Origin of the sequence: Sphingomonas sp. Leaf242, assembly GCF_001422045.1 — a bacterium.
Taxonomy (GTDB): Bacteria; Pseudomonadota; Alphaproteobacteria; order Sphingomonadales; family Sphingomonadaceae; genus Sphingomonas.
The window spans coordinates 246210-261752 of record NZ_LMLW01000010.1 but is presented as its reverse complement, the minus strand read 5'-3'; the positions used below and the strand labels follow the sequence as shown (position 1 = coordinate 261752).

The 15543-nt window shown below is 66.7% G+C and carries 11 protein-coding genes; 4 read left to right on the top strand and 7 right to left on the bottom strand.

The genetic code is table 11. The features are described from left to right. Nucleotides 1-23 precede the first annotated feature (23 nt). Nucleotides 24-1514 (top strand): tryptophan halogenase family protein, encoded by a 1491-nt coding sequence (locus tag ASF09_RS15360; RefSeq protein ID WP_060527001.1) that lies wholly within the window; start codon nucleotides 24-26, stop codon nucleotides 1512-1514. Nucleotides 1515-1658: 144 nt separating this feature from the next. After that, nucleotides 1659-4199 carry a TonB-dependent receptor gene (locus ASF09_RS15355; protein WP_060527000.1) on the top strand — a complete coding sequence of 847 codons (2541 nt, stop codon included), beginning with the start codon at nucleotides 1659-1661 and terminating at the stop codon, nucleotides 4197-4199. Between the two features lie 39 nt (nucleotides 4200-4238). Here the strand turns inward: ASF09_RS15355 and ASF09_RS15350 are convergent, their stop codons facing one another. The 3 genes from ASF09_RS15350 to ASF09_RS15340 form a co-directional block, all read right to left on the bottom strand. Continuing rightward, nucleotides 4239-5603 carry a sensor histidine kinase gene (locus tag ASF09_RS15350; RefSeq protein WP_327196591.1) on the bottom strand — a complete coding sequence of 455 codons (1365 nt, stop codon included), beginning with the start codon at nucleotides 5601-5603 and terminating at the stop codon, nucleotides 4239-4241. Beyond that, a complete protein-coding gene (locus ASF09_RS15345) occupies nucleotides 5600-6280 on the bottom strand; it encodes a response regulator transcription factor (protein WP_200912577.1) in 681 nt (226 codons plus the stop codon). The genes ASF09_RS15350 and ASF09_RS15345 overlap by 4 nt, the downstream gene beginning before the upstream one ends. 63 nt (nucleotides 6281-6343) lie before the next feature. Further along, a complete protein-coding gene (locus tag ASF09_RS15340; protein ID WP_060526998.1) occupies nucleotides 6344-7321 on the bottom strand; it encodes a quinone oxidoreductase family protein in 978 nt (325 codons plus the stop codon). Nucleotides 7322-7427: 106 nt separating this feature from the next. On the opposite strand from ASF09_RS15340, the gene ASF09_RS15335 reads away from it, so the two are divergent. Further along, nucleotides 7428-8888 carry an aldehyde dehydrogenase family protein gene (locus ASF09_RS15335; protein ID WP_060526997.1) on the top strand — a complete coding sequence of 487 codons (1461 nt, stop codon included), beginning with the start codon at nucleotides 7428-7430 and terminating at the stop codon, nucleotides 8886-8888. Nucleotides 8889-9039: 151 nt separating this feature from the next. On the opposite strand, the gene metH is transcribed toward ASF09_RS15335, so the two are convergent. The 4 genes from metH to ASF09_RS15315 form a co-directional block, all read right to left on the bottom strand. Next, a complete protein-coding gene (gene metH / locus ASF09_RS15330; RefSeq protein ID WP_060526996.1) occupies nucleotides 9040-11748 on the bottom strand; it encodes a methionine synthase in 2709 nt (902 codons plus the stop codon). Between the two features lie 127 nt (nucleotides 11749-11875). Further along, on the bottom strand, nucleotides 11876-12934 hold the full coding sequence (locus tag ASF09_RS15325) for a homocysteine S-methyltransferase family protein (protein WP_060526995.1): 1059 nt from the start codon (nucleotides 12932-12934) through the stop codon (nucleotides 11876-11878). A 115-nt stretch (nucleotides 12935-13049) separates the two neighbouring features. After that, entirely contained in the window at nucleotides 13050-13994 is a 945-nt protein-coding gene (metF, locus tag ASF09_RS15320; protein WP_056050763.1) for a methylenetetrahydrofolate reductase, read from the bottom strand. Continuing rightward, nucleotides 13991-14944: an ArsR/SmtB family transcription factor gene (locus ASF09_RS15315; protein ID WP_060526994.1), complete on the bottom strand. Its 954-nt coding sequence runs from the start codon at nucleotides 14942-14944 to the stop codon at nucleotides 13991-13993. The genes metF and ASF09_RS15315 overlap by 4 nt, the downstream gene beginning before the upstream one ends. Before the next feature lie 192 nt (nucleotides 14945-15136). Between ASF09_RS15315 and ASF09_RS15310 the strand changes: the two genes are divergently transcribed. Beyond that, a complete protein-coding gene (locus ASF09_RS15310; RefSeq protein ID WP_060526993.1) occupies nucleotides 15137-15508 on the top strand; it encodes a hypothetical protein in 372 nt (123 codons plus the stop codon). The last annotated feature ends 35 nt before the right edge of the window (nucleotides 15509-15543 follow it).

The following is a 15543-nucleotide window of genomic DNA, read 5'->3' as shown; positions in this document are numbered from 1 at the left end:
CAATCCTCCCGTATAAGGTCGGGATGACCAGTCCGACCGCCCCCGTGCCACTCAAGACCATCGTCATCGTCGGCGGCGGCACCGCGGGCTGGATCGCCGCCGCGATGCTCGCGCGGTTCGTGCCCCGCACGGCGAAGATCCGGCTGATCGAATCCGACGCGATCGGCACCGTCGGCGTCGGCGAGGCGACGATCCCGCAGATCCGCCTGCTCACCGCTGCGCTCGGCATCGACGAGAATGCGATGCTCGCCGCCACGCAAGGCACGTTCAAGCTCGGCATCGAGTTCGTCGACTGGACCGGCCCCGGCAGCCGCTACATGCACGCGTTCGGGGCGGTCGGTCGCGGCCTGGGCGTCGTCCCGTTCCATCATCACTGGTTGCGCGCGCAAGCGTCCGGGACCGCAGCACCGCTCGGCGACTATATCGCCAGCGCGCGGGCGGCGGCGGACGCGCGGTTCGATCGCCATCCGGACCTAGCCTACGCCTATCACTTCGACGCAACATTGCTGGCCCGCGGGCTTCGCGGCCTGGCCGAAACCGCCGGCGTCGACCGGATCGAAGGGCGGATTGTCACCGCACAGCGCGATGGCGAGACCGGGGACCTGACCGGCGTCACGCTAGACGACGGCCGCACAGTCGAAGGCGATTTCTTCCTCGATTGCTCAGGGTTCCGCTCGCTCCTGCTCGGCGAGGCGCTGGGTATCGGGTTCGAAGACTGGTCGCACTGGCTACCCTGCGACCGCGCGGTGGCGGTGGCCTGCGAGGCGACCACGCCGTTGCTCCCCTGCACGCGCGCGACCGCACGGCCGGTTGGCTGGCAGTGGCGGATTCCGCTCCAGCATCGCACCGGCAACGGCCTGGTCTACGCCGCCGCGCATCTGTCCGACGACGAAGCGGCAGCGCGGCTGCTGGCCAACCTCGATGGCGCGGCGATCGGCGATCCCCGCCCGTTGCGCTTTGCGACAGGCAAGCGCGCCACCTTCTGGGAGCGTAACGTCGTCGCGCTGGGCCTTGCCTCCGGGTTCATGGAGCCGCTCGAATCGACCAGCATTCACATGGTGCAGTCCGCGGTGGCGCGGCTGTTGTCGCTGTTCCCGTCGGCCGGCGACAACGCCGCCGCGCGCACCGCGTACAACCGCCAGACACATGTCGAATATGACACCGTCCGCGACTTCCTGATCCTCCACTACCACGCCAATCGCCGCCCGGAACCGTTCTGGCAGCGGTGCCGCGACATGCCGCTGCCCGACCGGCTGGCCGAGAAGATCGCGCAGTTCCGCGCCGCCGCGATCCTGACGCAGGACGTCGCCGATTTGTTCACAGAACCAGCCTGGCTTCAGGTCATGATCGGTCAGGGTATAAATCCCGCCACATGGTCGCCACTCGCCGAGGCGCTGTCGCCGGACCAGCTCGCCGAGTTCCTCGCCGACATCCATGACCGGCATGCCGCTACGGCCCGCGCGCTTCCAGCGCATGCCGACACCGTCGCGCGGCACTGCAGGGCGAAGCGCTAGCACGCGGCCTACTGCTCGCCGCATCGCAACATTAAACCAGCATTAAAAACGCCCTACACGCGATTCTTAAATCCGTAACCGGCGCGCCACGACTGCCCCTTATCGCGCCCATCAAGGCAAAGGTGTCTGAAAAGGGAAATCTCGATGTTGAATGCAGCAAGCCTGCGCGTGCGGTTGCTGGCCGGCGCCGCGCTGACCGCCGCGCTGACGATGGCGATCGCCTCGCCAGCTCTCGCGCATGCCGACCCGGCAATCGCCAAGGACGCCACCGCGACCGCGCCTGCCGCGACGCCGACCGATCCAGCCGATCCGGCAGCTGCGCCCGCCGCCGATCCCGCCGACCAGACCGGTCTGGGCGAGATCGTCGTCACCGCGACCAAGCGCGAGACGAACCTGCAGAAAACGCCGATCGCGATCAACGTGCTCAACAGCCAGGCGCTGACCGACCGCCACGTGCAGAGCCTGTACGACCTCGCCGACGGCGCGGTACCGTCGTTGCGCGTCGCGACGTTCGAGGCGCGCCAGTCCGCGCTGACGATCGGCATCCGCGGCATCGTGCCGCTCGACGCCAACCAGCCCGCGCGCGAGCAGGGCGTCGGCATCTATATCGACGGCGTGTATCTGGGCCGCCAGCACGGCCTGAACGCCGCGCTGTTCGACGTCGACCGGATCGAGGTTCTGAAAGGCCCGCAGGGCACGCTGTTCGGTCGCAACACCGAAGGCGGCGCGCTGAGCATCGTCACCAAGGGCCCGAGCGGCAAATGGGGCGGCAGCGCAACCGCAGGCATCGCCAATTATGGCGGCTATAACGGCGCGCTGCGGCTCGACCTTCCCGAAGTCTACGGCGTATCGCTGAAGCTCGACGGGGTCGTCCAGTATCAGGGTGCGACCACCAAGAACCCGCTCGTCGGCCAGACCGGCTTCAACTATTACGATCGCCGCGGCTTCAAGGCGACCGCGCGGGTCCATCCGATCTCCGGCATGACCGCCGACTTCAGCTATGACAACGGCTACGACTCGAACAGCCCGTTCTACAGCCAGCTGCTGAACTTCAACCCGAACGCGTGCAAAGCCGGCGCGCAGGCGGCGTCCTCTGCTTGTGCCCTGCCCGGCACCAATTACGCGACGCTCACCGGCAGCGTGAAGCCGTTGCCGAGCCAGGTCGTCATCAACGGCGACAGCCGCGCGAAGGTCGCCGACATCGGCGTGCCGCAGCAGCCGAGCATCGACAAGACGCACGGCTTCACGTCGAACATCCGCTGGGACGTGTCGCCCGAAATCGAACTTCGCTCGATCACCGCGTGGCGCGGCGTGAACGCGACGCAGTACGATAACAGCGGCGGCTATCACCGCGTCCCCGTCGTCGCCGCGGGCTGCACCGGCACCGCGTGCAACTTCAGCCGCTACAGCCTTGCCGACCTCCACCAGAACCAGTTCAGCCAGGAATTCCAGGCTGTCGGCACGGTCGGCCAGTTCGACTACGTCGCCGGGCTGTATTATTTCAACGAACACATCAGCGACGACGCCGCCACGCCGAACTCGCTGGCGTTCAATTCGACGCTGTCGACGATTTCGGTTCTCGATCCGTGCACCGGCTCGGGCGGTTTCGGAGCGCAGCCGGGTTGCCGCTCGATCGATCGTGCGTCGGAAGTCTTCTCCAAGAGCTATGCAGGCTACGGCCAGGTGACGTGGAACGCGACCGACGCGATCCACCTGACCGCCGGCGGCCGCTACACGCGCGACGAAAAGCAGGGCGTGCTGCATTATTCGCGCAACCTGAACTATGACACGGCGTCCGCGGCCCAGCTGACCGCGGCGGGCTACAAGCCGCTCGACGCAAGCTGGAACCGGTTCAATCCGATGGCGACGCTCGCCTACGACGCGAGCGACTCGGTGCACCTCTACGCCAAATACGCGACCGGCTACCGCGCCGGCGGTGCCAGCTCGCGCACGTCGAATTACCAGACGTTCAACCCCGAGGACGTGAAGTCGTACGAGATCGGCGCGAAGACCGATTTCTGGAACCATCGCGCGCGCCTGAACCTTGCCGGCTACATCATGGACCGCAAGAACAGCCAGGTCGACATCAGCTCGATCCAGACGACCGCGTCGGGCAGTTTCAACAACTTGGTGACGATCAATGCGCCCGGCATCACCAAGATCCGCGGGATCGAGGCGGACCTCACCGTGCAGCCGGTCACCGGCCTGACGCTGACCGCGGGCTATGCGTACACCTACACCAAGATCCCGCCCGTGCTGATCGCGTCGACCGGCGTGTACCAGAACTTCTACATCGTGTTCACGCCGCGCAACGCCGCCAACGGCTCGATCGACTACACAATGCCGGTCGGCGACATGGATCTGAAGTTCCACCTCGACGGCAACTATTCGCAGGCGACGCAGACCTTCGATCAGTTCGCGACCAAGAACGATCCGGCGTTCATCGCCAACGCCCGCCTCGCCCTGGCGAATATCCAGGTCGGCGGCAGCAACGCGGTGACGATCTCGGCGTGGGTCCGCAACCTGTTCGACAAGCAGTATGTGTTCCGCCGCGATCCCTCGAACAGCCTGCCGGGTGCCCCGACGACGAGCACCGCCTCGGGCAGCATCAGCAACGTCCTCGGCGATTACGGCAACTTCAACGCGCCGCGCACCTACGGCATGGAGGCTTCGGTCAAGTTCTGATCGGGCTTACCGCGTAGAAATGGAAACCCGGGCAGGCGCTCAGCCTGTCCGGGTTTCGTCGTTTCTGCCCTTGGGCAGCGCAATGACGACACGCAATCCGGGGGCCGCGTCTTCGAGTGCGATCGTACCGCGATGAAGCCGGACGATCGCCTGAATCAGCGGCAGGCCCAGGCCATGACCTTCGTCGTGGCGGCTGGCGTCAAGCCGCCCGAACCGCCGCAACGCCAGCTTGCGCTGATCTGCCGGGATACCGGGGCCGGTATCGGTCACCGTCAGCATGGCGGTCCTGCCGGTGGTCGCGATGCCGATCTCGATGCGTGTGCCGGGCGGCGTATGGCGAAGCGCGTTCTCGATGAGGTTCACGAGCATCTGGCCGAGCAGGTGCCGATCGCCGAGGATTTCGGCCGGCCCGGCAGTATCCAGAGTCATCGTCCGATCGCCATCGGCGACCACCGGCTGCATCATCGTCGCGACCTCGTCGGCCAGCGCCGCCAGATCCAGCGCTGCGAACGCCGCACGGCGATCGCCACCCTCGACCTCCGCGATCCGCAGCATCGCCGCGAACATCTCGAGCAGTTCATCGCTCATCGCGATCGCCGCTTCGAGATCGTCGCGTTGCGCGTCCGTCTCGGCGCGACGCAATGACAGCGCCAACTGGCTCTTCAGCCGGGCGAGCGGCGTGCGCAAGTCATGCGCGATGTCGTTGGAGACGTTGCTGATGCTCGCCATCAGTTCGGATATCCGGTCGAGCATCCGGTTGAACGCCATCGCCTGCTGCGCGAACTCGCCGCCCGACGGATGGATCGGCACGCGGCGCGCCATGTCGCCGTCGATGATCGCATCGACCGTCCGCCGCATCTCGCCGATCCGTCGCCGGATCGTGACGACGAAGACCAGCATGCCGGCGATCACGATCAGCACGATCGATCCGAATCCGAGGAGGTAGATCCGCACGCGCGCCGCATTATAGTCGTCGAACGGCTCCGTTTCGGCGATTGTCGTGAGCGTCATGCCGCGGCCGACATCACGGACCAACGCACGCCCCGCCGAGAGACCCGCGATCTTATCCTTCACGGCAACCGTCGAGAAACCGAGCGGCAGGCGGCGCAGCTTGGCGATGTTGCCGCCCAGCCGACGGCTGTCCGTGTCGAGCAGCAGGAAGCCGATATCGCCGGTATCGCGTTCCTGCGTGGCCGCGTTGATCCGGCGGACGAGTTCCTCGGGACTGCGATCGCCGAACGTTCCGGCGACCTCGTCGCTCACGGCTTCGATCCGACGATCGACCAGCCGCTCGATCGTTTGCTGCGTCACCGTGTGGATCGCGAACCCGGTACCGATCGTCGCGACGAGGAACGCCAGCACAAACGCCAGCGTCAGCGCGCGCAGCGACCGGAACCGCATCATCCGCGCAGCATATACCCGACGCCGCGTACCGTGAGGATCGGGTCGCGGCCCCCCGCCGCGGTCAGCTTGACGCGCAGGTGGCGGACATAGACGTCGACGATGTTGGTGGTCGGCGCGAAGTCGTATCCCCAGACCCGCTCGACCAGCATCGCCCGGGTCAGCACCGCATCGGCGTTGGCGACGAACTCGCTGAGCAGCTTGAACTCGAGCTTGCCGAGATCGAGCGCGATCCCGTCGCGCCACGCACGGAACTTGGTCGGGCTGACGACGATATCGCCCGCGCGGATCGTGTCGGCACTGCCCCCGGTCCAGCCGCGCCCGCGGACGACCGCGGCAAGACGTGCGCTGAGTTCGGCGGCGGCGACCGGCTTGACCACGTAATCGTCGGCGCCCGCCTCGAGACCCTCGACCTTCTCGACCGAGCGGCCGAGGGCGGTGAGCATGATCACCGGCAGCGTCATGTTGCCGCCGCGCAACCGCTCGAGCACCGCCATGCCGTCGACCTTGGGCAGCATCCGATCGAGCACCACCGCGTCGAACGGCGCGCTGTCGACCGCCGCCAGCGCCTCGCGGCCATCGACCGCGACCGTCACGCAGTGATCGAGCCCGCGCAATTCCTCCGCCAAGGTCTGCGCGAACACCGCATCGTCCTCGACCAGCAACAGATTCAAGCTCATCGTCATCTCGCCGAAAGGGGGCGTTCGCCGTACCGCGATTCGCCCCCGAGGCAAACCACCGGCTTATTCGGGGAGCAAGAGCGTGCTTCCCCAGGTGTCACCGCTCTCCACCGCGCGGTGCGCGTCGGCGGCGTCTTCGAGCGCGAAGGTCTGGCCAATCTCGGGGGTGACCGCGCCGCTGTCGAGCATTGCGAACAGGCGCGTGATGCCGGCCTGCTTCTCCTCCGGCGTGGCGTAATAGTCGAACAGCGTCGGGCGGGTGACGAACAGCGATCCCTTCCGCGCCAGGACGCCGATGTTGACGCCGTCGACAACCCCGCCGGCATTGCCGTAGCTGACGATCAGTCCGCGCCTGGCCGCGCTGTCGAGCGAGGCGTTCCACGTCGCACCACCGACGCCGTCGAGCACGATCGGGACGCCCTCGCCGTCGGTGATCTCGCGAACGCGTGCGGCGATGTCCTCGGACTTATGGAGGATGACGTGATCGGCGCCGGCCTTCCGAGTCCGCGCCGCCTTGTCCTCGCTGCCGACGCTGGCGATGACGGTCGCGCCGATCGCCTTCAGCCAGCCGACCAGGATATGGCCGACCCCGCCCGCCGCCGCGTGGACGAGGACGGTCTGGTCCGCCTGCACCTTGGCGCAGCGCTCGACCAGGAACTCGGCGGTGGTGCCCTTCAGCAGGATCGCCGCGGCGGTGCGGTCGTCGAGCGTGTCGGGGAGCTTGAACAGCTGGCTCGCGGGTACGTTGCGCTCGGTCGCGTAGGCGCCGCGCGAGGGGCCGAAGGTGCCGACCCGGTCGCCGGGCGCGAACTCGGTCACGCCCTCGCCGACCGCCATCACCACGCCCACCGCCTCGCTGCCGAGCCCCGAGGGCAGGTCGACCGGGTACACGCCGCTGCGGTGGTACGTGTCGATGTAGTTCAGCCCGACCGCAGTGTTGCGCATCCACACCTCGCCCTTGGCCGGTGGCGGCAATTGGACATCGTGCCACTGGATGACCTCGGGGCCGCCGGTCTTCTCGATGAATGCCACTCTCGCCATGCCGGCCTCCTGATGCGTCTGGCGGTCACCCTACCCGACGCGTTTCGGGTTGCAACCGATCTCCGGCGAGCCCATTCCTGCGCGAGACAAGATGCGGAGAGGCACGATGAAACGCTATTTGCAGCAGTATATCGACGGCGCGTGGGTCGAGAGCGAGGGCGGCACCGTCTATCAGGTGATCGACCCGTCGACCGAGCAGCCGTGCACCGAGATCACGCTGGGCACTGCCGCCGACGTCGACAAGGCCGTGGCTGCAGCACGCTCGGCGTTCGAAAGCTGGAGCCAGACCAGCGTGCAGGAGCGCCTCGACGTGCTCGGCCGGATCATGACCGAATACAAGGCGCGGATGCCCGATCTCGCCAAGGCGATGTCGCAGGAGATGGGCGCCCCGATGGCGCTAGCCTCGATGGCGCAGGCGCCGACCGGCCTCGCGCATTTCTCGGCGACCGCGAAGGCGCTGGCGGCGTTCGAGTTCTCCGAGACGATCGGCAAGGCGACCGTCGTGCACGAGCCGCTCGGCGTCGTCGCGATGATCACGCCGTGGAACTGGCCGCTGAACCAGATCTGCGCGAAGGTCGCGCCTGCGCTGGCCGCCGGCGACACGATGATCCTGAAGCCGTCCGAGGAAGCGCCGTCGTGCGCGGTGATCCTGGCCGAAATCATGGATGCGGCGGGCGTGCCGGCGGGCGTGTTCAATCTCGTCAACGGTGACGGTCCAGGCGTTGGCGCGGCGCTGTGCGCGCACCGCGACGTCGATATGGTGAGCTTCACCGGCTCGACGCGGGCCGGCATCGCGGTCGCCTTGGCGGCCGCGCCGACCGTGAAGCGCGTGCATCAGGAGCTTGGCGGCAAGGCGGCGAACCTCGTGCTCGAAGGCTCCGATCTAGCCGCGGTGCTGCCGCCGACGGTGGCTGGCGTGCTCGCCAATTCGGGCCAGAGCTGCATCGCGCCGACCCGACTGCTCGTGCATGCTAGCCAGGTTGCCGAAGCGACTGCGATCGTGAAGTCGATGATGGAGCAGACCAAGGTCGGCGATCCCGCCGAGATGGGCCAGCATATCGGCCCGGTCGTCAACAAGGCGCAGTTCGACAAGATCCAGGGCCTGATCCAGTCTGCGATCGACGAAGGCGCGACGCTGGTGACCGGCGGCGTCGGGCGTCCAGACGGGCGTAATGCGGGGTATTATATCCAGCCGACGCTGTTCACCGACGTGCGGCCGGACATGCGGATCGCGCAGGAGGAGACGTTCGGCCCAGTCGCGACGATCACGTCGTATGCCGATCAGGACGAGGGCATCCGCATCGCCAACGCCACCGAATACGGGCTGTCTGCGACGATCTCGGGCGATCCGGCGGCGGCGGCGAAGGTCGCACCGAAGTTGCGCGCGGGGCTGGTGACGATCAATTCGTGGAGCCCGGACATCGGCGCGCCGTTTGGCGGCTACAAGCAGTCGGGCAACGGTCGTGAGAACGGGCGCTATGGGTTGACCGACTTCATGGAAGTGAAGACGATTACCGGCCTGCCCGGTGACACGCGTCAAAGAAAGCCGGCCGAAGCCGGGGCTTAAGGTTTACGCCAACTTCTTAGGGGGCCCGTCAGGCACGAGCCCCGTCCGTCATCCTGACGAAAGTCAGGACCCAGAGCCACTAAGGGTGCCTGTCGTAACCCTGGATCCTGACGTTCGTCAGGATGACGGACGGGGTGACGGGCGCGCCAGCCTAGTCGAGGTTTGGACGAAGCCAGCGTTCTGCGGTCTTCAGGTCTGCGCCACGGCGTGTGGCGTAGTCCTCGAGCTGGTCGCGGCCGACGCGGGCTACCCCGAAATACTCCGCCTGCGGATGACCGAAATAGAAGCCTGATACGGCGGCGGTCGGGAACATCGCGAAACTCTCCGTCAGTTCCAGCCCGGTCGCGGTCGGCGCGTCGAGCAGGTCGAACAGGATCGGCTTGAGGCTGTGGTCCGGGCACGCGGGATACCCCGGCGCGGGGCGGATGCCGCGATACTGCTCCTTGATCATCGCTTCGTTGGTGAGTTGCTCGTCGGGCGCATAGCCCCAGAGATCGGTGCGGACATGCTTGTGCAACCGCTCGGCGAAGGCTTCGGCGAAGCGGTCGGCGAGCGCCTTGAGCAGGATGTCGTTGTAGTCATCATTGTCCGCCTTGAAACGGGCAATGTGGTCGTCGATCCCGTGGATGCCGACCGCGAAGCCGCCGAACCAGTCGTCCTGGGTGTCGACGAAATCGGCGAGACACATGTTGGCGCGGCCTTCGCGCTTGGCGATCTGCTGGCGCAGCATGGGGAGGCGCACTTCCTTCTGCTCCCTCTCCCCTGCGGGGAGAGGGTCGGGGTGAGGGGCTGTTCCGGGCGCTGCACTGCTTGGCTGCCCCTCACCCCAGCCCTCTCCCCGCAGGGGAGAGGGGGCAGTGACGACCACATCATCGCCCTCGCGGCGCGCGGGCCACAGTCCGGCAACACCCCGCGGAATCAGCCACTTCTCCGCGACGATCGTGTCGAGCATCGCCTGCGCATCCGCATACAGCGAACTCGCGCTCTCACCCACCACTTCATCCGTCAGGATCGCCGGGAAGTTCCCCGCCAGCTCCCACGCCCGGAAGAACGGCGTCCAGTCGATATAGTCGCGGAGGTCCGACAGATCCCAGTCCGCGAAAACATGCACGCCGGGCTTCACCGGTGCAGGCGGCTTCATCGCGAAGTCCGCCACGAACCCGCGCGCGCGCGCCGTCTCCAGCGGCAAAAGCTCGCTCTGCCCCTTGTTCGCGCGCGAGATCCGCACTGCCTCGTATTCGTCCGCGGTCTTGGTCACGAACTCGTCGCGGATCGTGTCCGACACCAGCGTCGATGCCACACCTACCGCCCGGCTGGCATCGAGCACATGCACCACCGGGCCGTCGTAGGCCGGCGCAATCCGCAGCGCGGTGTGCACCTTCGAGGTCGTCGCGCCGCCGATCAGCAGCGGCATCGTCATCCCCGCGCGCTTCATCTCCTCGGCGACCGTCACCATCTCGTCCAGCGACGGCGTGATCAGCCCGCTGAGCCCGATCATGTCCGCATCGTTCTCGTTCGCCGACTCCAGGATCTTCGACCAAGGCACCATTACGCCGAGATCGACCACGTCGAAGCCGTTGCACTGCAGCACCACGCCGACGATGTTCTTGCCGATATCATGCACGTCGCCCTTGACGGTCGCCATGATGATCTTGCCCTTGCCGCGCGCGCCGGGCTCCTTGGCCGCCTCGATATATGGCAGCAGATGCGCGACCGCCTTCTTCATCACGCGCGCCGACTTCACGACCTGCGGCAGGAACATCTTGCCCGATCCGAACAGGTCGCCGACGACGTTCATGCCGTCCATCAGCGGGCCTTCGATCACCTCGATCGGCCGCCCGCCATTGCCCGCGATGATCAACCGCGCTTCCTCGGTATCCTCGACCACGTGAAGGTCGATGCCCTTGACCAGCGCATATTCGAGCCGCTTGTTGACCCCCAGCGAACGCCATTCCGCCGCCGCCTTCTCCGCGACAACGTCGGTGCCGCGATAGCGTTCGGCCAGCGCGACCAGCCGGTCGCCCGCCTCGGGATCGGTGTTGAGCACGACGTCCTCGACCGCCTGGCGAAGCTCGGGATCGATGTCGTCGTAGATGTCGAGCTGGCCGGCGTTGACGATCGCCATGTCCATGCCGGCGGGGATTGCATAATACAGGAACACGCTGTGCATCGCGCGGCGGACGGGCTCGTTGCCGCGGAACGAGAAGCTGAAGTTCGAGAGCCCGCCCGAGATGTGGCAATGCGGGCAGCGTGCCTTGATCTCCTTGCACGCCTCGATGAAGTCGACGCCGTAGTTGTTGTGCTCCTCGATCCCCGTGGCAACCGCGAACACATTGGGATCGAAGATGATGTCCTCGGGCGGGAAGCCGATCCCGACGAGCAGCTTGTACGCGCGCTCGCAGATCTCGACCTTGCGCTCCTTGGTGTCCGCCTGACCGACCTCGTCGAACGCCATCACGACGACGGCCGCGCCGTACGCCATGCACTTGCGCGCCTGCGCCAGGAACTGTTCCTCGCCTTCCTTCATGCTGATCGAATTGACGATCGGCTTGCCGCTGACGCACTTCAGTCCAGCCTCGATCACGCTCCATTTCGAGCTGTCGACCATGAACGGGATGCGCGCGATGTCGGGCTCGGCGGCGATCAGCTTCAGGAACGTCGTCATCGCGTGGTGCGCGTCGAGCAGCCCCTCGTCCATGTTGACGTCGAGCACCTGCGCGCCGCTCTCGACCTGCTGGCGCGCGACCTCGACCGCGGCGGGATAGTCGCCCGCCATGATCAGCTTCTTGAAGCGCGCCGAGCCGGTGACATTGGTGCGCTCGCCGATGTTGACGAAAGAGGTGGAGGAGGAGGTGGTCATCGGTTCGCTTCTTCTAGCCCCCTCTCCCCTCCGGGGAGAGGGTTGGGGTGAGGGGTAGTTCCGGGCGGTAGCGCTCCTGGCGCCCCTCACCCCGGCCCTCTCCCCGCCGGGGAGAGGGAGCGGTGGCCTAAGCCGCCATCGTGAATGGCTCTAGGCCGGCGAGCTTGGTGCGCACTTCCGGCCGCGCAACCGCGCGCGGCTCAAGCCCCCGCACACTGTCGGCCATCGCCTTGATATGCGCCGGGGTCGACCCGCAGCAGCCGCCGAGCACGTTCACCTGCTTGGCCACCGCCCACTCGCCGACGAGCCCCGCCGTCGTCTCGGGCTGCTCGTCATACTCGCCGAGTTCGTTCGGGAGCCCCGCGTTCGGATACACCATGATCAGCGTGTCCGCGATCGCCGACAGCGTCTTCACGTGCGGCCGCAGCTGCTCCGCGCCGAACGAGCAATTCAGCCCGATCGTGATCGGCTTGGCGTGCCGCACCGCATGCCAGAACGCCTCGACCGTATGCCCCGACAGGTTGCGCCCCGACAGATCGGTCAATGTCATCGACATCATGATCGGCACGTCGCGCCCGAGCGCATCGCCCGCCTCGATCGCCGCCATGATCCCGGCCTTGGCGTTGAGCGTGTCGAACACCGTCTCGATCAGGATAAAGTCGACGCCGACCCCCTCGCCGCCTTCGAGCAACGCGTCGATCTGCTCGCGGTACACGCCCTTGAGGTAATCGAAGTCGATCTCGCGAAAGCCGGGATCGTTGACGTCGGGCGACAGCGACAGCGTCTTGTTGGTCGGCCCGATCGCGCCGGCGACGAAGCGCGGACGGCCGTCCTTCGCCTCATATTCGGTGGCGAGTGCACGTGCGATCCGCGCGGACTCGACGTTGATCTCGCGCACCAGATGCTCGGCGCCGTAATCGGCCTGCGAGATGATATTCGCGCTGAACGTGTTGGTCGAGACGATGTCCGACCCCGCCTCGAGATATTCGCGCGTGATCGTCTCGGGGACGTCCGGCTTAGTGATCGCCAGGATGTCGTTGTTACCCTTCTGGTCGTGGCTCAGGCCGAGCGACCCTGCGTAAGCCGCCTCGTCGAGCTTCCAGTTCTGGATCTCGGTACCGAACGCCCCGTCGGTGATCAGGATGCGCTTGGCGGCTTCCGCGTTGAAACGTTCACGTGGTGTCATCGTCAATCTCCTCCCCTCCCGCTGGCGGGAGGGGTCGGGGGAGGGAAGTGCCGCAAACGAGACGGTCGGATCGGGCCAGCCCCTCCCCTGACCCCTCCCGCAAGCGGGAGAAGAATTACGCCGCGGCGACCTTGTCGACCGGCTTCGCGCGAACACCCAGCATGTGGCAGATCGCATAGGCCAGCTCCGCGCGGTTGAGCGTGTAGAAGTGGAAATCCTTCACGCCGCCCGCATAAAGCCGCCGGCACATCTCGGCCGCGATCGTTGCCGCGACGAGCTGTCGCGCGGAGGGATGATCGTCGAGCCCTTCGAACAACCGGTCCATCCACGCCGGAATCTCCGCCCCGCACAGCCCCGCGAACTTCCGCGTCTGCGCGACGTTCGAGACCGGCAGAATCCCCGGAAGGATCTGCGCGGTGATCCCCGCCGCCGCAACCCGGTCGCGAAACCGGAAATACGCTTCTGGCGAGAAGAAGAACTGCGTGATCGCGCGGGTCGCACCGGCATCGATCTTGCGCTTCAGATTGTCGATGTCGGCGTCGTGACCGCCCGATTCCGGATGGCACTCGGGATACGCCGCGACCGAGATCTCGAACGGATGCAGCTTCCGCAACCCAGCAACCAAAGCCGCCGCATTCTCATACCCGCCCGGATGCGCCTGATACGGCTGGCCAAGCGTCGGCATGTCGCCGCGCAGCGCGACGATGTGGCGCACGCCCGCTGCCCAATACTCTTCCGCGACCTGGTCGATCTCCGCCTTGGTCGCCTCGACGCAGGTCAGGTGCGCGGCGGCGTTCATCGACGTCTCGCGCTGGATCCGCGCCACCGTCGCATGCGTCCGCTCGCGCGTAGAGCCACCCGCGCCATACGTCACGGAAACGAAATCCGGGCCGAGCGGCTCCAGCGTGCGGATCGCCTCCCAGAGCTGCGTCTCCATCTTTTCGCTCTTGGGGGGGAAGAATTCGAAGCTCAGACCAACATCTCCCGCAAGATCCGCGAAGAGCGGTTCTTCGAGCGCGCGGCGCGCTTCGGCCAGTTGGGGGATCGAAATATTCGTCATGCCGCCTTCACCTCACGCAAGCTCGCGCCGATCTTCCGACCGAGCCATAATTTCACCGTCAACTCGCCGCCCTCAAGCGTTTCCACGCGCGCGGTTTGCAAGCCCGCGGCCTCGAACCACGCCGCCATTTGCTCGTCCGCGAACCCGAGACGCGTATGCGCATCGCGCAACCGCAGTTCCTCGCGGTCGTGGCTCGCGAAGTCGGCGATCAGCAGTCGCCCGCCGGGAGCCAGTACCCGCGCCGCTTCACTCACCGCGGCACCCGGCTGCTGCGCGAAGTGCAACACATGATGCAGGATCGCGACATCCGCCGCGGCATCCGCCATCGGCAGTGCGTAGAGGTCGGCCTGGCGCAGTTCGGCGTGAGTCATGTCGTGCAGCTTGGCACGCGCGAGCCGCAGCATCTCCGAACTGCGATCGATCCCGAGCGCGACCGTCGCGCGTCCGCCGAACAGTTCGAGCATCCGCCCGGTGCCCGTACCGATGTCAATCAGCGTGCCGACCGGCGCATCGCCGAGCACCGCAGCCATCGCCGCCTCGACTTCGCTGTCCGCGACATGCAACGACCGGATCGCGTCCCATTCGTCGGCATGCCCCTCGAACCACGCCGCTGCCGACGCCGCCCGGTCCGCACGCACCGCCGCAAGCCGCGCCGCATCCGCGACCGCCCAGTGATCCGGCTCGGCCTTGGCCCAGACGTCGAGTGCGCCCGCAACCGGCTCGACCACGTCCGCAGACCCCAGCGCGACGAATACCCAGCTGCCCTCCTTGCGACGCTCGGCAAGCCCGGCATCGCACAGGATCTTCACATGGCGCGAGACGCGCGGCTGGCTCTGACCGAGCACCTGCGCCAGCTCGCCGACCGACAGCTCCATCCGCCGCAACAGCGCGAGGATCCGCAACCGGGTCGCGTCCGCCAAAGCACGGAAGATTTCGAGCGCCATCGTCATGCCAAGACATATAAAGAATTCTTTATATGAGGTCAACGCAGGCGTGCAGCTCTTCGACATTGCCATATCCGCCCGCGACTTATCGCATCGCGCGAGATCGTGACGGATCGGAAACGCTTTATCCGCGTTCGATTGCGCTATGGGCTGGGCATTACCCGGTCCACAAGACGACATCCACGGGAGTAGATACCTATGAAGAAGTTCCTGATCCCCGCCCTGGCGCTCACCGCCGGCCTCGCAGCCTGCAGCAACAACGCGCAGGACCAGACCGCACAGGCCGCCAACGCGATCGCCGCCGATGCGAGCGCGACCACGGCCAATGCCGTCGACGACGTCAGCGCCGCCAGCGATCGCGCACTGGGTTCGGCCGAGCGTTCGCTCGACAATGCCGGTGCCAAGATCGACAACTCGACCGATCACCTCGACGCCAAGGCCGACCGCGCCGGCGACCGGATCGAGGCCGGCGCAGACCGTGCAGGCGCCTCCATCAGCAACGGTGCGGACCGCGCTGCCGACGCCACCGGCAATGCGCTGACCCGCGCGGGCAAAGCGATCAAGGACTAAGCCTTGCCAAGGCGCCCCCACTTCTCCGTCACCCC

What these genes read in the sequence shown, in the direction of transcription:
- ASF09_RS15360 (WP_060527001.1), top strand. Translation starts at nt 24, where the DNA reads ATGACCAGTCCGACCGCCCCCGTGCCACTCAAGACCATCGTCATCGTC.
- ASF09_RS15355 (WP_060527000.1), top strand. Translation starts at nt 1,659, where the DNA reads ATGTTGAATGCAGCAAGCCTGCGCGTGCGGTTGCTGGCCGGCGCCGCG.
- ASF09_RS15350 (WP_327196591.1), bottom strand. Translation starts at nt 5,603, where the DNA reads ATGATGCGGTTCCGGTCGCTGCGCGCGCTGACGCTGGCGTTTGTGCTG.
- ASF09_RS15345 (WP_200912577.1), bottom strand. Translation starts at nt 6,280, where the DNA reads ATGAGCTTGAATCTGTTGCTGGTCGAGGACGATGCGGTGTTCGCGCAG.
- ASF09_RS15340 (WP_060526998.1), bottom strand. Translation starts at nt 7,321, where the DNA reads ATGGCGAGAGTGGCATTCATCGAGAAGACCGGCGGCCCCGAGGTCATC.
- ASF09_RS15335 (WP_060526997.1), top strand. Translation starts at nt 7,428, where the DNA reads ATGAAACGCTATTTGCAGCAGTATATCGACGGCGCGTGGGTCGAGAGC.
- metH (WP_060526996.1), bottom strand. Translation starts at nt 11,748, where the DNA reads ATGACCACCTCCTCCTCCACCTCTTTCGTCAACATCGGCGAGCGCACC.
- ASF09_RS15325 (WP_060526995.1), bottom strand. Translation starts at nt 12,934, where the DNA reads ATGACACCACGTGAACGTTTCAACGCGGAAGCCGCCAAGCGCATCCTG.
- metF (WP_056050763.1), bottom strand. Translation starts at nt 13,994, where the DNA reads ATGACGAATATTTCGATCCCCCAACTGGCCGAAGCGCGCCGCGCGCTC.
- ASF09_RS15315 (WP_060526994.1), bottom strand. Translation starts at nt 14,944, where the DNA reads ATGACGATGGCGCTCGAAATCTTCCGTGCTTTGGCGGACGCGACCCGG.
- ASF09_RS15310 (WP_060526993.1), top strand. Translation starts at nt 15,137, where the DNA reads ATGAAGAAGTTCCTGATCCCCGCCCTGGCGCTCACCGCCGGCCTCGCA.